This is a genomic window from Halobacillus halophilus DSM 2266 (genome assembly GCF_000284515.1).
GTDB classification, from domain to species: domain Bacteria; phylum Bacillota; class Bacilli; order Bacillales; family Halobacillaceae; genus Halobacillus; species Halobacillus halophilus.
This window is the reverse complement of record NC_017668.1, coordinates 315,498-334,290: the sequence shown is the minus strand read 5'-3', so window position 1 is coordinate 334,290 and position 18,793 is coordinate 315,498. Positions and strand designations below refer to the sequence as shown.

14 protein-coding genes and 1 riboswitch are annotated in these 18,793 nt (G+C 41.1%); of the genes, 7 read left to right on the top strand and 7 right to left on the bottom strand.

What is annotated here, in order from left to right; translation table 11 throughout:
* Window positions 1-41: 41 nt before the first annotated feature.
* Both HBHAL_RS01715 and HBHAL_RS01710 read right to left on the bottom strand, forming a co-directional pair.
* Complete coding sequence (locus tag HBHAL_RS01715; RefSeq protein WP_014641610.1) at window positions 42-1,496, bottom strand: aldehyde dehydrogenase family protein; 1,455 nt, start codon at window positions 1,494-1,496, stop codon at window positions 42-44.
* A 79-nt stretch (window positions 1,497-1,575) separates the two neighbouring features.
* A complete protein-coding gene (locus HBHAL_RS01710; protein ID WP_041601507.1) occupies window positions 1,576-2,022 on the bottom strand; it encodes a GNAT family N-acetyltransferase in 447 nt (148 codons plus the stop codon).
* A 153-nt stretch (window positions 2,023-2,175) separates the two neighbouring features.
* On the opposite strand from HBHAL_RS01710, the gene HBHAL_RS01705 reads away from it, so the two are divergent.
* Window positions 2,176-3,552, top strand: a complete 1,377-nt coding sequence (locus tag HBHAL_RS01705; RefSeq protein WP_014641608.1) for a DUF2254 domain-containing protein — start codon at window positions 2,176-2,178, stop codon at window positions 3,550-3,552.
* 195 nt (window positions 3,553-3,747) lie between these two features.
* Window positions 3,748-4,638, top strand: a complete 891-nt coding sequence (locus HBHAL_RS01700) for a cation diffusion facilitator family transporter (RefSeq protein WP_014641607.1) — start codon at window positions 3,748-3,750, stop codon at window positions 4,636-4,638.
* 659 nt (window positions 4,639-5,297) lie between these two features.
* Here HBHAL_RS01700 and HBHAL_RS01690 read toward each other — a convergent pair.
* Window positions 5,298-5,723 carry a pyridoxamine 5'-phosphate oxidase family protein gene (locus tag HBHAL_RS01690; protein WP_014641606.1) on the bottom strand — a complete coding sequence of 142 codons (426 nt, stop codon included), beginning with the start codon at window positions 5,721-5,723 and terminating at the stop codon, window positions 5,298-5,300.
* 235 nt (window positions 5,724-5,958) lie between these two features.
* On the opposite strand from HBHAL_RS01690, the gene HBHAL_RS01685 reads away from it, so the two are divergent.
* A complete protein-coding gene (locus HBHAL_RS01685; RefSeq protein ID WP_014641605.1) occupies window positions 5,959-6,819 on the top strand; it encodes an alpha/beta fold hydrolase in 861 nt (286 codons plus the stop codon).
* A gap of 390 nt (window positions 6,820-7,209) precedes the next feature.
* Here HBHAL_RS01685 and HBHAL_RS01680 read toward each other — a convergent pair whose 3' ends face one another.
* Window positions 7,210-7,896 (bottom strand): class I SAM-dependent methyltransferase, encoded by a 687-nt coding sequence (locus tag HBHAL_RS01680; protein ID WP_014641604.1) that lies wholly within the window; start codon window positions 7,894-7,896, stop codon window positions 7,210-7,212.
* Between the two features lie 258 nt (window positions 7,897-8,154).
* Window positions 8,155-8,330, top strand: a riboswitch (cobalamin riboswitch).
* Window positions 8,331-8,477: 147 nt separating this feature from the next.
* Here HBHAL_RS01680 and HBHAL_RS01675 point away from each other — a divergent pair.
* The 3 genes from HBHAL_RS01675 (at window position 8,478) to HBHAL_RS20670 (ending at window position 12,065) form a co-directional block, all read left to right on the top strand.
* Entirely contained in the window at window positions 8,478-10,712 is a 2,235-nt protein-coding gene (locus HBHAL_RS01675) for a ribonucleoside-diphosphate reductase subunit alpha (protein WP_014641603.1), read from the top strand.
* Between the two features lie 15 nt (window positions 10,713-10,727).
* A complete protein-coding gene (locus tag HBHAL_RS01670; RefSeq protein ID WP_014641602.1) occupies window positions 10,728-11,768 on the top strand; it encodes a ribonucleotide-diphosphate reductase subunit beta in 1,041 nt (346 codons plus the stop codon).
* A 201-nt stretch (window positions 11,769-11,969) separates the two neighbouring features.
* Window positions 11,970-12,065 (top strand): putative holin-like toxin, encoded by a 96-nt coding sequence (locus HBHAL_RS20670; RefSeq protein ID WP_139205849.1) that lies wholly within the window; start codon window positions 11,970-11,972, stop codon window positions 12,063-12,065.
* Between the two features lie 170 nt (window positions 12,066-12,235).
* Here the strand turns inward: HBHAL_RS20670 and HBHAL_RS01665 are convergent, their stop codons facing one another.
* Both HBHAL_RS01665 and HBHAL_RS01660 read right to left on the bottom strand, forming a co-directional pair.
* Entirely contained in the window at window positions 12,236-13,900 is a 1,665-nt protein-coding gene (locus HBHAL_RS01665) for a YndJ family protein (RefSeq protein ID WP_014641600.1), read from the bottom strand.
* Window positions 13,901-14,690: 790 nt separating this feature from the next.
* Window positions 14,691-15,323, bottom strand: a complete 633-nt coding sequence (locus tag HBHAL_RS01660) for a uracil-DNA glycosylase (RefSeq protein WP_014641599.1) — start codon at window positions 15,321-15,323, stop codon at window positions 14,691-14,693.
* A gap of 158 nt (window positions 15,324-15,481) precedes the next feature.
* Here HBHAL_RS01660 and HBHAL_RS01655 point away from each other — a divergent pair, with 158 nt between their 5' ends.
* Window positions 15,482-17,623 (top strand): MMPL family transporter, encoded by a 2,142-nt coding sequence (locus tag HBHAL_RS01655; RefSeq protein ID WP_041601145.1) that lies wholly within the window; start codon window positions 15,482-15,484, stop codon window positions 17,621-17,623.
* Between the two features lie 90 nt (window positions 17,624-17,713).
* On the opposite strand, the gene HBHAL_RS01650 is transcribed toward HBHAL_RS01655, so the two are convergent.
* Window positions 17,714-18,706, bottom strand: coding sequence for a sodium:calcium antiporter (locus tag HBHAL_RS01650; protein ID WP_014641597.1), 993 nt, complete (start codon window positions 18,704-18,706; stop codon window positions 17,714-17,716).
* Between the last annotated feature and the right edge of the window lie 87 nt (window positions 18,707-18,793).

Sequence of the window (18,793 nt, the reverse complement as noted above, 5' to 3'; positions counted from 1 at the left end):
GCCCTGAGCTTTTTCTTTGCTCAGGGCGTTTATTTACTTTATTAAAATGGAAATTTGCGATATCCATTCATGACACCAATCCATTTTACCGTTGTAAATTTGTCGAGAGCCCACTCTCCTCCAAAGCGGCCGAGTCCGGAACTTTTCTCACCGCCGAAGGCTACATGTGCTTCATCGTTTACAGACTGATCATTCACATGAATCATTCCTGTGTTAATCTGTTTTGCTGTTTCAACACCGCGGTGTACATCCGTTGTGAATACCGACCCACTTAAGCCATAGGAAGTATCATTCGCCACTGTAATGGCTTCTTCTTCACTTGAAACCTTAATGATTCCAATTACAGGACCGAATACTTCATTGCTTGCAATTGGCATATCATTGGTAACATTGGTTAGTACAGTAGGATGCATGATGTTCCCTTCTGCATCACCACCTGTTAGCAAGGTGGCGCCACGATCAAGGGAAGCCTGCAGATCTTCCTGAATACGTTCGATGGCTCCATGGTTAATCAACGGGCCAACTGTTGTATCTTTTTCAGATGGGTCACCAACTTTTAAAGTTTCCACTTTTTCTTTGAATGCTTCCACGAATTGATCATGAATCTGTTCATGAACGATCAAGCGATTGATGGACATGCAAATTTCACCCTGGTGCAGGAACCTTCCAAAGGCTGCTGCTTCCACCGCTTTTTCTACATCGGCATCATCAAGGACAATCATAGCATTGTTGCCTCCAAGCTCCAGTGCCGTATCTTTGATGTGCTTACCTGCAAGCTCTCCAATGTGACTGCCTACTTCTGTTGATCCAGTAAAGGAAATCAGTTTAGGTACCGGGTGTGTAACAAACGCATCCCCGATCTCTGAACCTCTTCCTACTACTACGTTCAGCACTCCTGCTGGAAATCCGGCTGCTTCAAATAAATCGGCAATCAGTAATCCTGCAGTAACAGGAGATTCTGATGCTGGCTTGGCCACAACTGCGTTTCCAGTAGCAATCGCAGGAGCAATCGACCTCATAGCTAAGTGGAATGGAAAATTCCACGGACCAATTACTCCTATGACTCCTTTCGGATAACGATAAACCCGGTTTTCTTTGCCAGGAGTATTAGAAGGAAGGATCTCTCCAGACATCCTTGTAGGAAAAGAGGAAGATTCTTTAATAATGGATACTGCGGCCTGGTATTCCACTTCTGCTTTTACCAAAGTGCTTCCTGCTTCCTTCACCAACCAGTCTATAATTTCATCTTTGCGTTCCTTAACTACCGATAACAAACTGTCAAAATACGCCTGCTTCTTAGCTGGGAGTAAGTCTGCCCAGTCTTTTTGAGCTTGTTCAGCTGATCGGTAGGCCTCATTTAAATCATCTTCATTGGCAGAAGGGATTGTGATAATAGCTTGTTCGGTATATGGATTTATATTTTCAATCTGTTTCTCGCTTGAACCTGGGCGCCATTCGCCATTAATATATTGTTTAAAATAAGTTTGTGGACTCATATTATACCTCCATTTTACTGTGTGGAGTAGTATGTTCCACTCTCTTTTCTTTCTTAAACCTTTGCAACCCTTTGGAAACTTACTCTAATTCCAGCAGCATATCTACATGAGGAATATTATCTTCCAAATAAACATCAGTCACTTCTCTAAAGCCAAATGCTCTGTAAAAACCCCTTAAATATTCTTGTCCATGAAGCCAAATTTGCTCTACTTTCCATTCATCACGTAAAAACATAATAGCTCTTTCCATTAATTCTTTCGCATATCCTTGCCCGCGTTTTTCTTTACTAACAATTACGCGCCCAATCGCATAATGATCTTCTTCTGTCTCAGGGGGAACGATTCGGCAGTAAGCGTAGAGTTGGCCATTTTCCTCTAACCAGATATGCGTACATTCTTCATCACGACCATCGACCTCAGGATAAGGACACTCTTGCTCTACAACGAAGACTTCAACTCTTAGCTTAAGTATCTTGTACAATTCGTCTTTTGTAAGATCTTTGTAAGTTTTTTGTACCCAATTCAGTGCAACCACCTCTTATTTTCACTTATTTCTCTCCACTATATCGAAAGTGTATATGAAAAGACAAAATTTTTATTTTTCAAATATAATTTTACAGTTTTAATACAAGTTCTTGCAGGGAATGAGTACCTTATATGCAAAGGAGGAAAACGTCATATGCTGATGGACATATTACCCGTATCTCTTAAGAAATATTTTCAAATGACTAAACAGCAGCGAAAGCAAGAAGTTCAATCAACTCTGTGGTACATGCCTTTGATCTATATATCGTCATCGATACTTTTTGTCGCTATTACCCTTGTACTTGATTTAGTTATAGAATTGGAACAATACACATTCCAATCTTTCCGAATTAATGCTGAAATAACCCGAATGCTGGTCAGCACGTTAATTGGCGGTCTATTAACACTGAGCGCCTTCACATTAAACTCCCTTTTAGTTGTACTTACAACCTTTAGTGGCCAATTTTCACCTCGGATGCTGATTAACTTCGTTGCAGATAGACGAACCCAGCACGCGCTTGGCATATTTAATGGAAGTTTTGTGTACGTACTGCTTGTATTTTTATTTATTGGGAACACTTCTTACGAATATTTCGTAGCCGTCCCGATTATCACGATAGTATTAGTCTTTATAGCTTCTCTTACATTTATCTATTTCATTAACCATGCCACGACATGGATGCAGGTCCACAATATTACAGAAACAATGAAACAATCTTCCAAAGCGATGATCAACAATACTTTGAGCGAGGATCTTGAGCCCTTCCGAACAAAGCAAGCAGGCGATCTTCTGCAGGATTACGAAGATAATACTCAAAGCATAGGAGCAGGAAGGTCAGGATATGTTCAATTAGTAGACTATAGGAGTATGATTGAGCAGGCTCGCAAGGACAATGTAATCTTAAAATTCCACTCACAAGTGGGAGATTATATTTTGGAGACGAATAAGCTAATCAGTTACTGGGGGCCGGGTGCTGATTTGGTGGATGAAGAACTTTACTACGGTATGATTAAAATTGGTCATAAAGAAACTGAACTGCAGGACATTCAGATGGGAATGCACAAATTAGCTGAAATCGGAATAAAGTCCCTGGGGAATGATGACCCCAAAACTGCAACAAACACAATTCATCAAATGGCTGAATTAATGCTTACAGTTGAAGACTATATTACCTTCACACCTTATCTGACAGATAGTGATGGACAGGTTAGAATTATACTCTTAAATGAAACATTTGAATATTATATTTATCGCGGTTTTGGTTATATCCGACACTATGCTGGAGATAATCATTTAATCATCACTGAAATTGTTGGGGCCCTAGCTATGGTAGCAGAGTCCATTGATTCCTCCAAACATCAGGCCATATGGGAGTTCGCTTACAACACGCTCGACCATATTGAGAAGAAAGTGGTTTATCAGCTTGATAAAACATTTTTACTAGAGCAGGTTAAGCGACTCGCTCTTGCAACTAATAATCTTTATGGGTACTATGCTATTGAGCGCCGCTTCTATCCAGAAAAAAAATAAAAAACTCCAGGCCTTCCTGGAGTTTTTTTTATAGTATTCCTTGTTCATACCTTTTCTGAATAAGGGGACGCTAAGACCATCCTGTGTAAGGTGTGTTGAGCTCATTCGTATTTTTTCATGTTGACACATCTTAACAGCTTTTTTATATTATATATATGAGCATATATTCATATACTTGAATAGGAGGTTTATCTAATGGGACATCACCACCATCATCATATTGATTCTTCCACAGGAAAGATTAAAACTGCTTTTTTTCTAAATTTATTCTTTACTATTATCGAAATCATCGGGGGAATTATGACCAACAGTATGGCCATTTTATCCGATGCGTTACATGATCTTGGGGATTCTCTATCCCTTGGCCTGGCATGGTTTCTCCAAAAATTTTCCCAAAAAGAGCAATCTAAAGAGTTCTCATTTGGATATAAGCGTTTTTCTTTACTAGCTGCTCTTGTTAACAGTGTCGTATTAATTGTTGGGTCTGTATTTATTTTAACGGAAGCCATACCAAGACTTCTCAATCCAGAGCAGCCAAATACAACGGGGATGATAATTCTCGCTATACTCGGAATTATCGTTAATGGAGCAGCAGTTTTCAGGCTCCGCGGAGGCGACTCAATGAACCAGAAAGTCATAAGCTGGCATCTCCTTGAGGATGTTCTCGGCTGGGCAGCGGTTTTAGTTGTTAGTATCGTTATGTCTTTTACGGATCTTCCTATTCTGGATCCTATTGCTTCCATTGCCATTACAGTATTTATTTTATACAACGTGATTAAGAATTTCATTAAAACAATGCGGCTTTTTTTGGAAGGCGTGCCGGAGAGTATCAGCCTTGAAGATATCGTTCAAAAGATTAATGACGTGCCGAACATTAACTCTACACACCACACTCACTTGTGGTCCATGGACGGTGAGAACCACGCCTTCTCCACTCATGTAGTTGTGCCGGAAGATGCAACGAAAGAGGAAATCTGTGATGTGAAAGAAAGGATTAAACAGATTCTTCATACGATATCTCTTGAGCATGTAACCATTGAAATCGAATACGAAGATGAATCCTGCTCTATTCCAGATTCATCCTGATTCTAAATGTTGATAGTTAAAGAAAAGCTCCCTTTTGTTGAAGACTCAGTTTCGAGATAAATGGGGCCGTTACAGTAGGTGCATGAGGGTTGGAGGGGAAATAACTCGCTTTCCTGTGGGGGAACTGCTGAGCCTCCTCAGTCGTTTTCACTCCTTGTGGGGTCTCACCTAGATCCTTCTCCCACAGGAGTCTCGCTATTTCCCCTCCAACCCAACTATAATTTTGTGAACGGACCCTGCTAGTATAAAAAGTGGGAACCTTAACGCGTCTCACCTGCTTCTACTACCGTGTTTATCCCCTGTACAGACTCGTTATTTAGTGTTGAGCACGTAGAGGTTACGCTTCCTTATATGAAGGCATTTACATAAAAGATTTTGAGCTTCTCATGAACGCAAAGGGGCGGAAGGGAACGGTGAAGACTCCTGCGGGATGAACATGATCGGTGAGATCCCGCAGGGCTGTTAAGCCCGAGGAAGCTCAGCACATGCCCGCGGAAAGCGAGCCGTTCCCTGGAGCCCCTTTCTCCACACAATATCTCGAAACCGAGTCTTACAGTAACCGGCCCTTTACTTTAATAACTCGTTAATTAACAACGTATCGAAATAGAAAAAAGCATTTGAGATACCAATCTCAAATGCTTTTTATATCAGTCGGCTTATTATAAATCCAGTGATTCAGGAGTATCTCCGTCTGCATTCATTAGGCGGATTGACTCGGGCATAATCTCAAGAACGATGTAATCCGGATCTCCTTTTCCTGAGAACCAGCGCTCCATTTGTTCGCTCCATAACCAGTCTTTCATCTTCTGATCATCACGAATCTTAGCCTGACCTTGTACTTCTAAATACGTATCTCCGTAACCTTCACCTTCATAGCCTAATAAGATATGAACATGAGGGTTTTCCTCAATTTCCTCCGCTTTATGAGTATCGCGATCTGTGGGTGTGAAGAATGAGAAATCTTCATCATTTGAAAATGTCATGTAACGGGCATGAGGTTTTTTATCCTTTACTGTAGCTAGTGTTCCTACTTTATGCTGATCCATAACGTTATAAATTTTCTTCTTTAGTTCTTCTTGATTCAATGGTATTCTCCTTTCATCTAGCTGATTATAATTCCAGTTTTCCCCTCCTGTTGTTAAATATAAACATCTCGGTAGGTTATTTAGCTGCTGACCCATAAAACGCTTGGAATGGAGAATTTGGTGTTGTTTCCCCTTTCTCTGCAGTGGGTATGCTAAAGTTAAGCTGTTTTTATAGTTGACTCTAAATGATTTTTTTATTATATTTCAGCGATAGTAATTTTCAGGAGGAAACTTAATGTTCATGAATGTCTTCAGTAATAAAAAGAAATTCACCCTCATTCTTCTTTCTTCCCTTCTTCTAGGGATTTTTATATTTTTAACGAATTCTAAACCGACAAGTTCAGAAAAAAACGGAGAAATTACCCCTACCGTTTTCATACACGGTTTTAAAGGAGGCCCAGGAACCTTCAATACGATGATGAATCGTCTAGAGCAGCAAAATGTGGGTTCCAAGCGGATGGTAGCTTATGTATCCCGACAAGGACACGTAACCTTAAGAGGAAGCCTTCCGCCTAACATGGAACCATTCATCCAGGTTCTTTTTGAGAATGATCGTGCCAGCTTAAAGCAACAAACTGTATGGCTCCAAGAAGTCATTCACCGATTAAAAAAGCGGCATGGTATTCAGCAGATTAATCTAGTGGGCCATTCCATGGGGGGGCTTGCAGCCACCAACTTTCTGCTTCATTATCAGGACGGTCAATATCCTGTTGTTCAAAAATTAGCGGTTATTGCCAGCCCCTATAAAGGAATTAAAAAAGAAGGTTACTTTGAAGTGCATTCAAGTCCGGCCGCTAACGATCTAAAACCGGAATCTGACGCTTTGAAATCTATGATCCTTAGAAGGGAATTCTTCCCTAAAGGTGTAGATACCCTTGTAATAGCAGGTGTTATTAATTCCTCAGAAGAGGATAGCGACCATTGGGACGGGCTTGTCCATGCTTCAAGTGTAAAAGGGATGAAATCCATTGTGCCTTTTGGCAGTTACAGAGAAGAAATTGTATTTGGTCAATCCGCCACCCATTCCGGTTTGCACGAGCATCCCGAAGTAGATCGCGTGCTTGGGGAGTTTCTTTGGGAACATTCAATCGAATAGAAAAAAAGACCAGCCTGAGAAAGCCGGTCTCTTTTCTTTATTTCCGATGAAAGACTTCAAAAAAATCTAGAAATGCTTGAAATATTGCTACGGATTGGAAGGTAATCAAGCTTAACGCCGTCAATGAAAAGAAACCGATAAATAAATACCGAACAGAAAACACTGCATGGACCCAGGCCACCGCAATCCCTCCTCATTGAATCACTATATGAATCACTGAACCTTATCATACTCCTTCTAACCAAATTTTCAATCGCTTTTTTTGTCGTAATACCAGCCCATCAAACTAAGTCCGCGATTATGTTCAGCGAACGAAACAGAATCACGGGCTTTTTATTGTATTTTATTACATGATCAGAGGCTAGTCCGAAGTTTTGTTTTTGTGCTGATTTAATTTTGCTTTTCAAAGATGAATATCCACATAAATGTAAGGGATTGCTTTAAATCTTCGTCCAGATGTGCGATTTGATTCTCATCAACCCCGCGTTTATACACCCCTTGACCTTCCGTATATTTCCACCCAGTTTCTTCAGCCAGTTTAGCAAGTTCCCATGGCATCATCGTGTTGCAAATCACCTTTTCACCATAAACTCTTCGATAGCTATTTATCCTCGGCATGGCCGTTGGTCCCAGTATTCCAATACAAAGCTTGCCTCCCGGACGTAAGATCCTCTTCATTTCCTCAAGTCCCTGATGAGGCACTTCTATCCACTCAAGAGAGTTCACGGCCATTATGCCATCAAAGCTTTCTGAAGCGAAAGGAAGCTTTGTCAAATCTCCCTGAGTAAAGGCTAGTCCTTCTGTTTGTAATCGTTTCACTGCTCGTTCAATCATATCTTTAGAAAGATCTACTCCCGTGACCTCGTAGCCTTCCTTATACAATTTATATGAGCCATATCCATCTCCACACCCCAGGTCAGCAACAGAATTACCCGGGGGAAGGTGATTTTTCAAAAAAGGAATAATCGTTTTACGACTTCCCTCATCCCACATCGTCTGACTACGTTGATTCCAAAACTCTGCCCGTTCATCCCATTGTTTAGCGGCTTCCTGGTGCCAATTAAATGTCGGTTCCATATTTCGAATCCCCCTGTTTATCTATTTCCGTTATTATTGTATAGTTCACCATAGAATGTTCATTACCTTTTATTATAATTAAGTAAGTAACGTTTTGAAAATTTTTTGACATGGGAAAAAGGTGTGCTGGAAGCTTCCGTGTGGAAAAATATAGGTTTTAAAGAGTGAGGTTTCTAACAAATCGTTTGCACTTTCCTTTTATCTTAGATATGATATAAACACAATATAAGCTAATAAAATTATTTAATAATACTATATATAGTATATGCGAATCAAAGATGCCATCAGGCTTAATAGGGAATCCGGAGAGAGCCGGAACTGCCCCCGCAACTGTTAGCGTTCGCGAAATGGATCATCCACTGTGCCCAGGTACGGGAAGGACCATAGTAGAATCGAGCGTAAGTCAGGAGACCTGTCTTTATTCGCTGAAGTTTCAACTTCTTCGGGGATTGAGAAGATGAAGCGATAGAATGAGGTATTCGTACGGTTAATTTGCCTCGTTCTATGGTTTCATCCGCTCAATAAGTGAGCGGATTTTTTTATGTCCGAAATCACCTATGAATAAAAAGGAGTACGAATACATGAGCGTTCAATCTATGCAAACAGAATGGGAGCAGAAGCTAATCGACATTCAAAAAGAATTTCCCCAGTTGGATGTGGAACGAATACTAAAAAAAGTTCCAGGGCTTGGGCTGAATCAAATGACTGATGAAGAGCAATCCAAAGCATTAATACTTGAGTGTCTGGCTGAAATGGACGAGTCAGCACCTGATTGGACCTTTGCCGCGAGCAGGATTCACTTGGATCAAATGTACAAAAATTCAGCTTACAACCGTATGGAGGAGACCCCCTATAAGAGATTTTATTCATTAATCGAGATTTTAACGAATGAAGAAATCTATTCAAAATCGTTGCTTGCTGAATATTCCAAAGAGGAAATAGATCAACTTGAAGATATCCTTGCACCAGAACGTGATCACTTATTTACTTATATTGGTCTTAAAACTTTAAGCGATCGATACTTAGCACGTTCCAAGTCCAAAGACGTATATGAGCTTCCGCAAGAACGGTTTATGATCATTTCGATGGTAATCATGTCTCAGGAGAATAAGTCAGTACGGATGGGACTTATAAAAGAAGCCTATTGGGCTTTAAGCCATTTATACATGACAGTCGCTACGCCTACTCTCGCTAACGCAGGAAAAAGATATGGCCAGTTAAGCTCTTGTTTTATTGACACGGTAGATGACAGTCTGCAGTCCATTTATGACAGCAATACAGATATAGCGAACTTGAGCAAACACGGCGGAGGAATTGGTGTTTATCTTGGAAAAATTAGAAGTCGTGGAAGTGACATTCGAGGGTTTAAAGACGTTTCTTCAGGCGTTATCCCATGGATGAAGCAACTGAATAATACCGCAGTCAGTGTAGATCAGCTCGGGCAGCGGCAAGGAGCGATTGCCGTGTATCTGGATATATGGCATAAGGACATTTTCCCTTTTCTTGACAGCCGTTTAAACAACGGGGACGAACGACAGCGCACCCATGATTTATTTACCGGTGTATCGATCCCAGATGTATTTATGGAAGCTGTAGAAAATCGTGAAGACTGGTATTTATTCGATCCTCATGAAGTTCGTGACGTTATGGGCTTTTCTTTGGAAGATGCTTATGATGAAGAGCGCGGCAGAGGGACCTTCCGCGAAAGGTACGAAGCCTGTGTCAATCATCCAGAGCTGTCGAAAGAAAAAGTAGCGGCTATAGACATTATGAAAAAAATTATGGTGGGCCAGCTCGAAACAGGTACACCTTACATGTTCTACCGCGATGAAGTGAACCGTATGAATCCCAATCGTCACGCAGGAATGATCTATTGCAGCAACCTATGTACAGAAATTACTCAGAACCAGAGCCCAACCCTTCAGGAAGAACAATATTTAGAAGAAGGAAAAATTATAACGGTTAAAAACCCGGGGGATTTTGTAGTATGTAATCTCTCCAGTGTTAATCTCGGCCGCGCCGTGCCTGAAGGGGTTTTAAAGCGTTTAGTTTCCATTCAGGTACGAATGCTGGATAACGTAATTGATGAAAATACCATCCCGGTTCTGCAGGCTCAATTGACCAACCAGTCTTACCGAGGCATTGGTCTTGGCACATTCGGCTGGGCTCACTTGCTTGCTCAAAAGAAAATAGCCTGGGAATCTGAAAGAGCCGTAAATTATGCGGAAGAAGTGTACCAGGCAATTGCCTATTACACCATTGAAGCCAGCAGCGAATTAGCAGCCGAGAAAGGGAGTTATCCTTTATTTGAGGGATCTGATTGGTCTACAGGAGAATTCTTTGTTAAACGGGCGTTTGATCAAGATGAGGATTGGAACTGGAAGGCCTTAAAGAATAAGGTTCAGCACGATGGGATACGGAATGGATATTTAATGGCTGTTGCCCCTAATTCCAGTACTTCTCTTATCGCTGGAAGCACAGCGAGCATCGATCCAATCTTTAAGCGGTTTTATTCGGAGGAAAAGAAAGATTATAAAATCCCGGTAACAGCCCCGGACCTCAGCCCGGAAACGTTCTGGTATTACAAATCGGCTTACGATATAGACCAGCATACAAGCATACAGCAAAATGCTGTACGTCAAAAATATATTGATCAATCCATATCATTTAATATATATGTTCGAAATTCTATACATGCTAAAGAACTATTAGATCTGCATATTGACGCGTGGAAATCAGGTTTAAAAACGACCTATTACACGAGATCCACTTCTAGTCAGGGTGAATACGACGAATGCGAAAGCTGCTCTTCATAAAAGGAGGACAAACATATGAATGAAACCATTCAAAAACGAAAACTAGTTGACCACCAGGCCCCTAATGTTTCTACAGGCATTATCAACGGCAGAAGCTCCAACGTACTTAACTGGGATGATACCCGCTACTCCTGGGCGTATCCTATGTATAAAAATATGCTGGCTAATTTCTGGATTCCAAATGAAATTAATATGAGCAATGACTTAAAACAATGGGGTACCCTGTCCGATCAGGAACAGGCGACGTTTAAAAAAATTATTGGACTTCTTGCCTTCCTGGACTCTATTCAAACGGACTATTCTGGAAAGATAGCTGACTATTTAACTGACTCGAGCTTATCTGCACTCATGCAGGTATTAGCTTTCCAGGAAGTGGTCCATAATCAATCCTATTCTTATGTGTTATCAACTCTGGTGGATCAGGGTGAACAGGAAGAGATTTTTGAATACTGGAAGCACGATGATGTCCTTATTGAGAGAAACCAGTTCATTACAGATGGGTACCAGGCTTTTGCGGATGATCCTTCTGTAGAAACCTTTTTAAAGTCTATCGTTTATGATGTAGTCCTGGAAGGCTTATTCTTTTATGCAGGATTCGCTTTCTTTTATAACCTGGCACGTAACAATAAGATGGTATCGACGAGCACTATGATTAATTATATTAATAGAGATGAACAAATCCACGTGAGTCTGTTTTGCCGTATATTTAATGAAACATTAAATGAGAATCCGCAGTTGGACGAAGAGAAATACCGTCAATTTGTCAAAAGTACATTCGAAGAGGCAGTCGAACTTGAAATCAAGTGGGCTCATCATATTATAGGAGACCGCTTCCCCGGCATTCCTATCGGTGATCTGGAAGACTATATTCGCTTCATGGCCAATAAAAGATGTCGGTTACTAGGAGCAGAAAAGCCTTTTCCTGAGTATAACGAAAACCCATTGAAGTGGATCAAAGCTTACCAGGAAGTCGACGAAGGTAAATCGGATTTCTTCGAGCAGAAATCCAGGCAGTACACCAAAGTATCCGAAACCAATGGCTTCGACGAACTTTAAAACTAAAAAAAGAAAAATTAACCACCTCAGGTCATCCAGATATTGGATGACCTGAGGTGGTTAAATATGGTACGTTCTGGCTATTTTTGCATTTAATACGAACAAATGTTCTTATTTATATTAAAAATATGGTATCCTTATATATAGATACCGTTCTACAGGATTAGGTTAGGTGGCGATAGAAAAGGAGTGATGCCAGTTATGAGCACATATGAGGCGCTTATGGTTATGTTGGCGTTCGGGACATTTATCATTACACTCCTGGCGCTGATCATAAAAATGAACAATAATAAATAGACCCTTTCACATTAGTGAAAGGGTCCTCAACCGAAAAGAAACGAACGGTATCCAATCAGGTCACAGTCGCAGCTGTGGCCTGATTTGCTTTTATTATAGCACACTCCGCGTACGCCGAAAGCAAAAAAGCAACGATCTTTTATTTCTATGGGCCCTTTAGTTTCGGTGTACTATCCGACTCGTATTTCTTTCATCTGATATTGGATATGCAAAAGATTAATATAACCAAGGTGCAGGCAAAGATCCCCAAGCAAAGCTCCTTCTGTCTCCGCTTTTTTCACGTGAAACATCCCGCGTACTGGAAGCCGCATCGTCCATTCCCCGAGGGTAAAGTAGATTCCTTCATCTCCTCGGCCATCCTCACGCCGCATGGTTTCTAACATCAGCCCGCCTTTTCCATCTGTCTCAAGCCGTCCAATAACCGTCAGGACTCCATGTGGTACAGGGAAACCTATATTAAAATAGGTTTCACCTGCATGTTCATGAAAAGAATATAAAGCTGTATTTAGCGGTTCCTTGGTTTGTTTGTTACGTGTTATCCACGCTCTCACCAAGTTTCGACCATCTTTATAGTCAGAAATAGATATAGCTTCTCCTTGAAGTGCCACACATCCGGATGGCGGAAGTCCCCATTGGCTTATCCGGCCGGCTATTGATCGAAATCCTCTGGCCCATTGAATAGACGCTTGAACATGAAAGTCATCGGTATGTAGGAACCACCTTTTCACCAGTGAATCCATGTATTCCGAATGAAAACGACGACTGTTAAAAGGACTCCAATCTTGCACAAGCCCTGTCACATATTCATGAGAAGCTGCCCAGGGTTTATAATCTATTGTAGGATTAATACTCCCTCGTTCAGCTCGTATATGACTAATAGGAAAAACGGTGTAGGCATGCCTTTTTGGAGCATGAACGCCGCGCCATGCTAAAGCAGATAAAATGGAAAAAACGGACGCTATCCACAGACCTTGATAGCCAACGATTGTATTCAACTGCAGCCAATAAACTTCTAACCATATGTTCAAACTAGTGAATAGAGCAAGCAACATAGTTCCTAAAAGAAGGAGAGATGCTGAACGCAATGCCATTCCAATCCACAATTTAAAATAAACAGAGAGCCAAAACCACCATAAACAAAGCCAGACCAGAACAAGGAAATAAATCCCTGCTGCAATTGATGTAAAAGGAGCCCCCAAACTTAAACCAGGGCTAGTAATGAAAGGAACCGCCATCACTCCGGCTGCTAACCATAAGTATGGGGTAACCATAAAATTCTTCCTAATTCTGTTACATTCAGCACGGTAACGTCCAAAGAACCCTGTCACCAGTGGTACCACAAAAGCAGCATAATGATAGTGAACCACGGTGAGCTGAAGAATCGTCTCTGAATATGGGAAGATACCAGTCCATCCTGCACTGGAACATACCAGCCACCCTCCTCCAATCGCTATGTAAATCAAACCAACATCAATGACAGTTTCTTCGACAGGTCCAAACCCTCTGCCCAACAGCCTCATGAAACCTCCAAAAGCGATGAGAAGTGTATAAAAAAACCAGACGGCCGCCCACCACCCTGCTTCATTTCCTGACGGCAGCGAAATGGCGATCATACCTGCAGCTGAAAAAGGTAAAGAACAGCTCATGACGTTCCACAGCCACTTTTCCGGGCGGCTCCCCTCCGCACTCTGAACGGCTTCTTCCAGTAACAAGGGGACAAGTACAAGAAATGCAAAACCTAAGACCAGATCAATACCGCTTCCTTGAAAAAAGATGACCCAGATTAGAAATAAAAATGCTCCAGCCAGGGCATTCCAACTTCCGGGATTTTTCAAAAGATTTCCTCCCCCTATCATAGGACGGTCATATCATCCTCTTTTCTATATTTTATCAAAACCCGCCCCAGAAAGGTTAGCTCTGCTACAGAAAATCGAGATGCTCACTAAGTACTTCTCCCTCTACAGTCAATTTAAATTTTTGGGCTCTGTTAATCTTCCGTGTTGTTATTAAGGTAAAGCTCCCTTTTCTGTAAGACTCAGTTTCGAGATATTTAGGCTGAGAGGACAGTCCTTCGGGGGATGATTTCGCTTTCCGTGGGAATGCGCGGAGCCTCCTCAGGCTTCGCCTTCCGGGGTCTCCCCTGTCATTTTCATCCCACAGGAGTCTACATCATCCCCCTCCGGACTTTGCCAAATCAGAAGCTCGAAACCGCTTTACCCTTCACCTCTTGAGAAGAAATACTACATGAGCTTTATCCTTATATCAGGCTGAAACTATGGGATAGAGCCTGTTATATAAGCATTCCAGCTAGGTTAAGGAGAACAGAATTCTCTTTTTCCGAAGGGGCCGTTCTTCCTAATAAAGCTGGGGATGGTGGGGAAATGGCGAGACTCCCATGGGAGAAGGAATCAGGTGAGATCCCGCAGGGAGTGAAACGAGCGAGGAAGCTCACCGTTCCCCCATAGGAAAGCGAGTTATTTCCCCACCAGCCCCCTCCTCACAGCGTAACGGGCCCAATTTATCTCGAAGCTGAGTCTTCCACAATCCGGCCCTATTGCAAAATAAGCCTTATGAAAAATCAACAATAAACTATAACAGAGCCATTTTTTAAAAATCACAACTTCTTTATAAATTAAGGTTATTTTTCATTTCATCCAGTGATGCATAAATATCTTCTCTAATTTTAGGGTTATAAAAAACAGCTGCCGGATGATAGAGCGGGATAATAAGATAGTCTTTTTCAGTTTCCACGTATTTTTCCTTCTCACGATCAAGCCGCATGATCGGGGTTCGAATTACTTTCCCTACTCGTTTACTAATTTTGTCCTTTCTTCCCATCAATCGTTCATATGCTACACCTCCAAGGGCAATAATCACTTCAGGATTCATTTTCTCGATTTGGTAATCCAAGAGAGGAGCATGAGCCAGAATCTCCTTTTGATTTGGTTTCCGGTTTGCTTTCCTCTGCCCCCCTGAACCTTTTTTGGTGGTCTTTACCCATTTGTATGGACGACTTCTCACTGCACTTGTGATATAAACGTCTTTTCTTTCTAAACCTATATAATTTAACTGTTTATCCAGTTCATCTCCTGCTCTGCCTATAAAAGGTTCACCTTTTACAGCTTCATTTTCTCCTGGAGCCTCACCGACAATCATAATTTCACCGGATTCATCGCCCTGCCCCAGGACAAAGCCCTCAACATCGAACCCGGCTATTCTTTTTTTTGCTTCCTCAATTAATTCTTCCGGAAATTGCATGAAAGACACCTGTCCCTTCCTTTTTCTCATTGATAACTATATTCCACGGAAATGTATGTCCTACACACTGGAAGTTTTTAGTTTTCAAGCCAGATTAAAAGGAGTATTATTTGTAGGAGACCATTATCCTAGAAAATCATTGAAGGAGATCGATGATCATGCGTAAAATTTCCTCCTTTATCGTACGCTCCCACAAATGGCTGCTCGCTTTTTGGATCATGATAACCCTAGTTATGGGTTATTTTGCTATTCAATTACCTTCTTTATTAGAAGGCGATGGCTTCCGCACAGATGGAGAATATGAACAGGTAGAAGAAAAATTAAATGAAGACTTTGATTTTCCTGAATCCACATTTCTACTATTATTTGAAAATAATTCAGAGGATACCATCACTTCCGTCTTAGAAGATATAAAGGATTTAGAAATTGCCTCCCGTATTCAGTCACCACTCGATGATGAATCCATGCAGAAAGACAAGACTGCTTATGCTTCTATCCATTTTTCAGAAGAACCCGAGGATATGAAAGCAGCTATTCAACAAGTAGAAGAGATAACCGGTAAGGTAGAAGGAGTTTCTCTAACTGGAGCTCCTGTCATATCTGAAGATATTAATAAAGCGAGCCAGGAGGATCTAAAACGTGCGGAGTTAATTGGGCTTCCGGTAGCCCTTATCATCTTAATCTTCGCTTTTGGAACAGCTCTTGCTTCTATTCTTCCATTAATCATCGGAGGAATCACCATTGTGGTCGGCTTTGGCATTCTGGCCCTTATTGGTCAGGACTCACAATTGTCCATTTTCATTTTGAATATAGCACCTATGATCGGACTGGCCCTAAGCATTGACTTTGCTCTTTTATTTATTAATCGTTATCGTGAAGAACTATTGAAACAGGAAAAAACCGAAGCCCTCAAAACTACGATTGAAACAGCAGGCCGATCCATCATTTTCTCAGCTGTCTGTGTGTTCATCGGTCTTGCAGCCATGAGTGTAATAGAAGTAGATATCTTTATGAATATTGCCATCGGTGGATCTGTGGTTATTGTAGCAGCAGTATTATGTTCCTTAACGCTTCTACCTTCGTTACTGTACGTATTTGGTGCGAACGTGAACAAATGGAGATTAATCCCCTTTCAGAAGGATACAACACCAAGATGGAGAAAATTTGCGCGTGGTGTAATGAAGCATCCCGCCTGGATTTCTCTTTCTGCTTTAGTGATTTTAATAATTGGTGTGATCCCTGTAACCAATATGAATTTATCTATCCCGACGATTAACGCTTTACCAGAAAGCTATGATTCACGAGCTGCTTTTGAAACCATTGACGAAACGTTTTTGGGCTCTGAAGAGAGTACTGCTTACATCATTGCTGAACGAGAAGGCAAATGGATGGGTGAAGATGGGTTAAAACAAATGAAAGACCTTCAGGAAAGGTTGTCAGCACCAGAAATTGTAGCGGCTGTTGATACCCTGTACACAACAAGCGAGATAAATTCTCCTGAACAACTATCATCTGCTTTGGAGCAGTCTGCATCGCGACAGCAGCTGGAGCCTGCGATAGAGCAATTCCTTTCAGGAGATCAATTAATGATCCCTGTGCAATTAAAGGTAGCAGCCAATTCTTCCGAAGCTCAAGAACTCATGACGGACTGGTCGAACGATGAATGGGAAGTTTCCATGATGTTCGGGGGACAGCCAAAATTTAATCAGGAGATTTATACGGAGATTTCCGACAAGATCGGATTAACTCTTACAATCATTATCGTTTCTACGTTCATCATCTTGATGATCGCATTTCGTTCCATTATTATTCCTTTAAAAGCGATCCTGATGAATGTGATTGGACTTACCTCAACCTTCGGAATACTTGTATGGCTCTTTCAAGAAGGACACTTCGGTTTGAACGAAGCGGATATTGCCCTAATATTACCCGTGATTGTGTTCAGTCTTGTATTTGGATTAAGTATGGATTACGAAGTGTTTCTGATCTCAAGAATTCACGAGTTTTATTTGGAGACAGGTGATAATACAAAATCGACGATAGAGGGGCTTGCGAGCACTAGTAAAATCATTACCTCTGCGGCTCTTATTATGATTGTCATTACAGGTGCTTTTGCTTTTACTGGTGTCGTCCCGGTTAAGCAGATTGGAATAGGTATTGCTATTGCAATATTTATAGATGCAACCGTTATACGTTTGCTTCTCGTTCCTAGTTTAATGAAGCTTTTAGGTGACTGGAATTGGTGGCTGCCTTTTAGCAGCCATAACCAAAAAGGTAAAAGAGTTTCCGAAAAGACCTGAAACAAGCAGTTTCTACCTCTGCAAAAAAATAAGCTGATCGAAAAACTTAATATTTTTCGATCAGCTTATAGCGGCTTTTTGACCGCTTTTTTATTTTATCTGGAAGACCAAATAAGTCGTAACAAAATAGGTTACTATTATAAGAAAAGAAGGCCATAGATAGTTCCAGGCTTTTGCTTTCCTCCTGGTAATACTTATGATAATCAACAGGATAAATAGAATCGATGCCCCCGCTGTTAATAGATTGGCAGGACTTGAACCTTGAAGAAGATTCCCTCTAAAGTACATCAGATCCGTTATCGCTAGAATCATTAAATTAAAGGCATTACTGCCAAGGAGAGAACTAATTCCTAAATTAAAATTTCTAAGCTTAAGCGCTGTTCCAACGCTGACTGCATCAGGAAGGGATGTACTGATGGCCACAAGAAAGGCTCCAATGAAAGAAGCTCCAATCCCTGTAATAGCAGAAATCCTTTCCGCCGTGATTGTCAGGACACTCCCGATAATCATGATTAATACAGCGGACACAATAAAATGGAATAATACCTGCTTATAGGTATATTCGGAATATTTTTTATTCTTATCCTCTCTCTTCACTTTTCTGCCTTTATATTCTGTACGGTCATTAATTAATTTTGAGCCTATAAAATAGATTAGTATGGTGGCTATTGCCGTATAGCTGATATGATAAATCTGCGTTGGTAAAGATAAAGTCAAACCAAGCATGACAATCAAGGTCATGAAAATGACCAGCCAGCCATACAGCTTACTCTCAACAGTAGCATGAGTTAAAATTTGGTAGCGTCTATAAACAATATCAAAGATAGCTAGACCCATAATATTAAAAAGATTACTTCCGATCAGATTTCCCACAGCCAGATCAGGACTGTCAATAATGATAGCAGTCACGCTTGATGTCAGTTCAGGCAATGATATTGCTATTCCGATAATAGCTCCCATGAATGCCGAAGAAGCCCGGCTTTTTTCTTTTACAGCATCTCCGAATACGGCCAGTCTTGAGGCCACAAAAAACGTACTTATCCCTGATAAGAAAAATAATACAAATATTAACCAATCACTCATTCGATTAACTCCTTCATCTATTCATTCCATTTATAAATTATTTCAGCAACATTTTGTCACCTTTCCCTCTCCTTACCGTTCTTAAAC

Excerpts from the sequence above, each read along its gene's own strand:
- HBHAL_RS01655 (WP_041601145.1), top strand. The coding sequence starts at position 15,482 with ATGCGTAAAATTTCCTCCTTTATCGTACGCTCCCACAAATGGCTGCTC.
- HBHAL_RS01660 (WP_014641599.1), bottom strand. The coding sequence starts at position 15,323 with ATGCAATTTCCGGAAGAATTAATTGAGGAAGCAAAAAAAAGAATAGCC.
- HBHAL_RS20670 (WP_139205849.1), top strand. The coding sequence starts at position 11,970 with ATGAGCACATATGAGGCGCTTATGGTTATGTTGGCGTTCGGGACATTT.
- HBHAL_RS01670 (WP_014641602.1), top strand. The coding sequence starts at position 10,728 with ATGAATGAAACCATTCAAAAACGAAAACTAGTTGACCACCAGGCCCCT.
- HBHAL_RS01685 (WP_014641605.1), top strand. The coding sequence starts at position 5,959 with ATGTTCATGAATGTCTTCAGTAATAAAAAGAAATTCACCCTCATTCTT.
- HBHAL_RS01700 (WP_014641607.1), top strand. The coding sequence starts at position 3,748 with ATGGGACATCACCACCATCATCATATTGATTCTTCCACAGGAAAGATT.
- HBHAL_RS01675 (WP_014641603.1), top strand. The coding sequence starts at position 8,478 with ATGAGCGTTCAATCTATGCAAACAGAATGGGAGCAGAAGCTAATCGAC.
- HBHAL_RS01715 (WP_014641610.1), bottom strand. The coding sequence starts at position 1,496 with ATGAGTCCACAAACTTATTTTAAACAATATATTAATGGCGAATGGCGC.
- HBHAL_RS01680 (WP_014641604.1), bottom strand. The coding sequence starts at position 7,896 with ATGGAACCGACATTTAATTGGCACCAGGAAGCCGCTAAACAATGGGAT.
- HBHAL_RS01650 (WP_014641597.1), bottom strand. The coding sequence starts at position 18,706 with ATGAGTGATTGGTTAATATTTGTATTATTTTTCTTATCAGGGATAAGT.
- HBHAL_RS01705 (WP_014641608.1), top strand. The coding sequence starts at position 2,176 with ATGCTGATGGACATATTACCCGTATCTCTTAAGAAATATTTTCAAATG.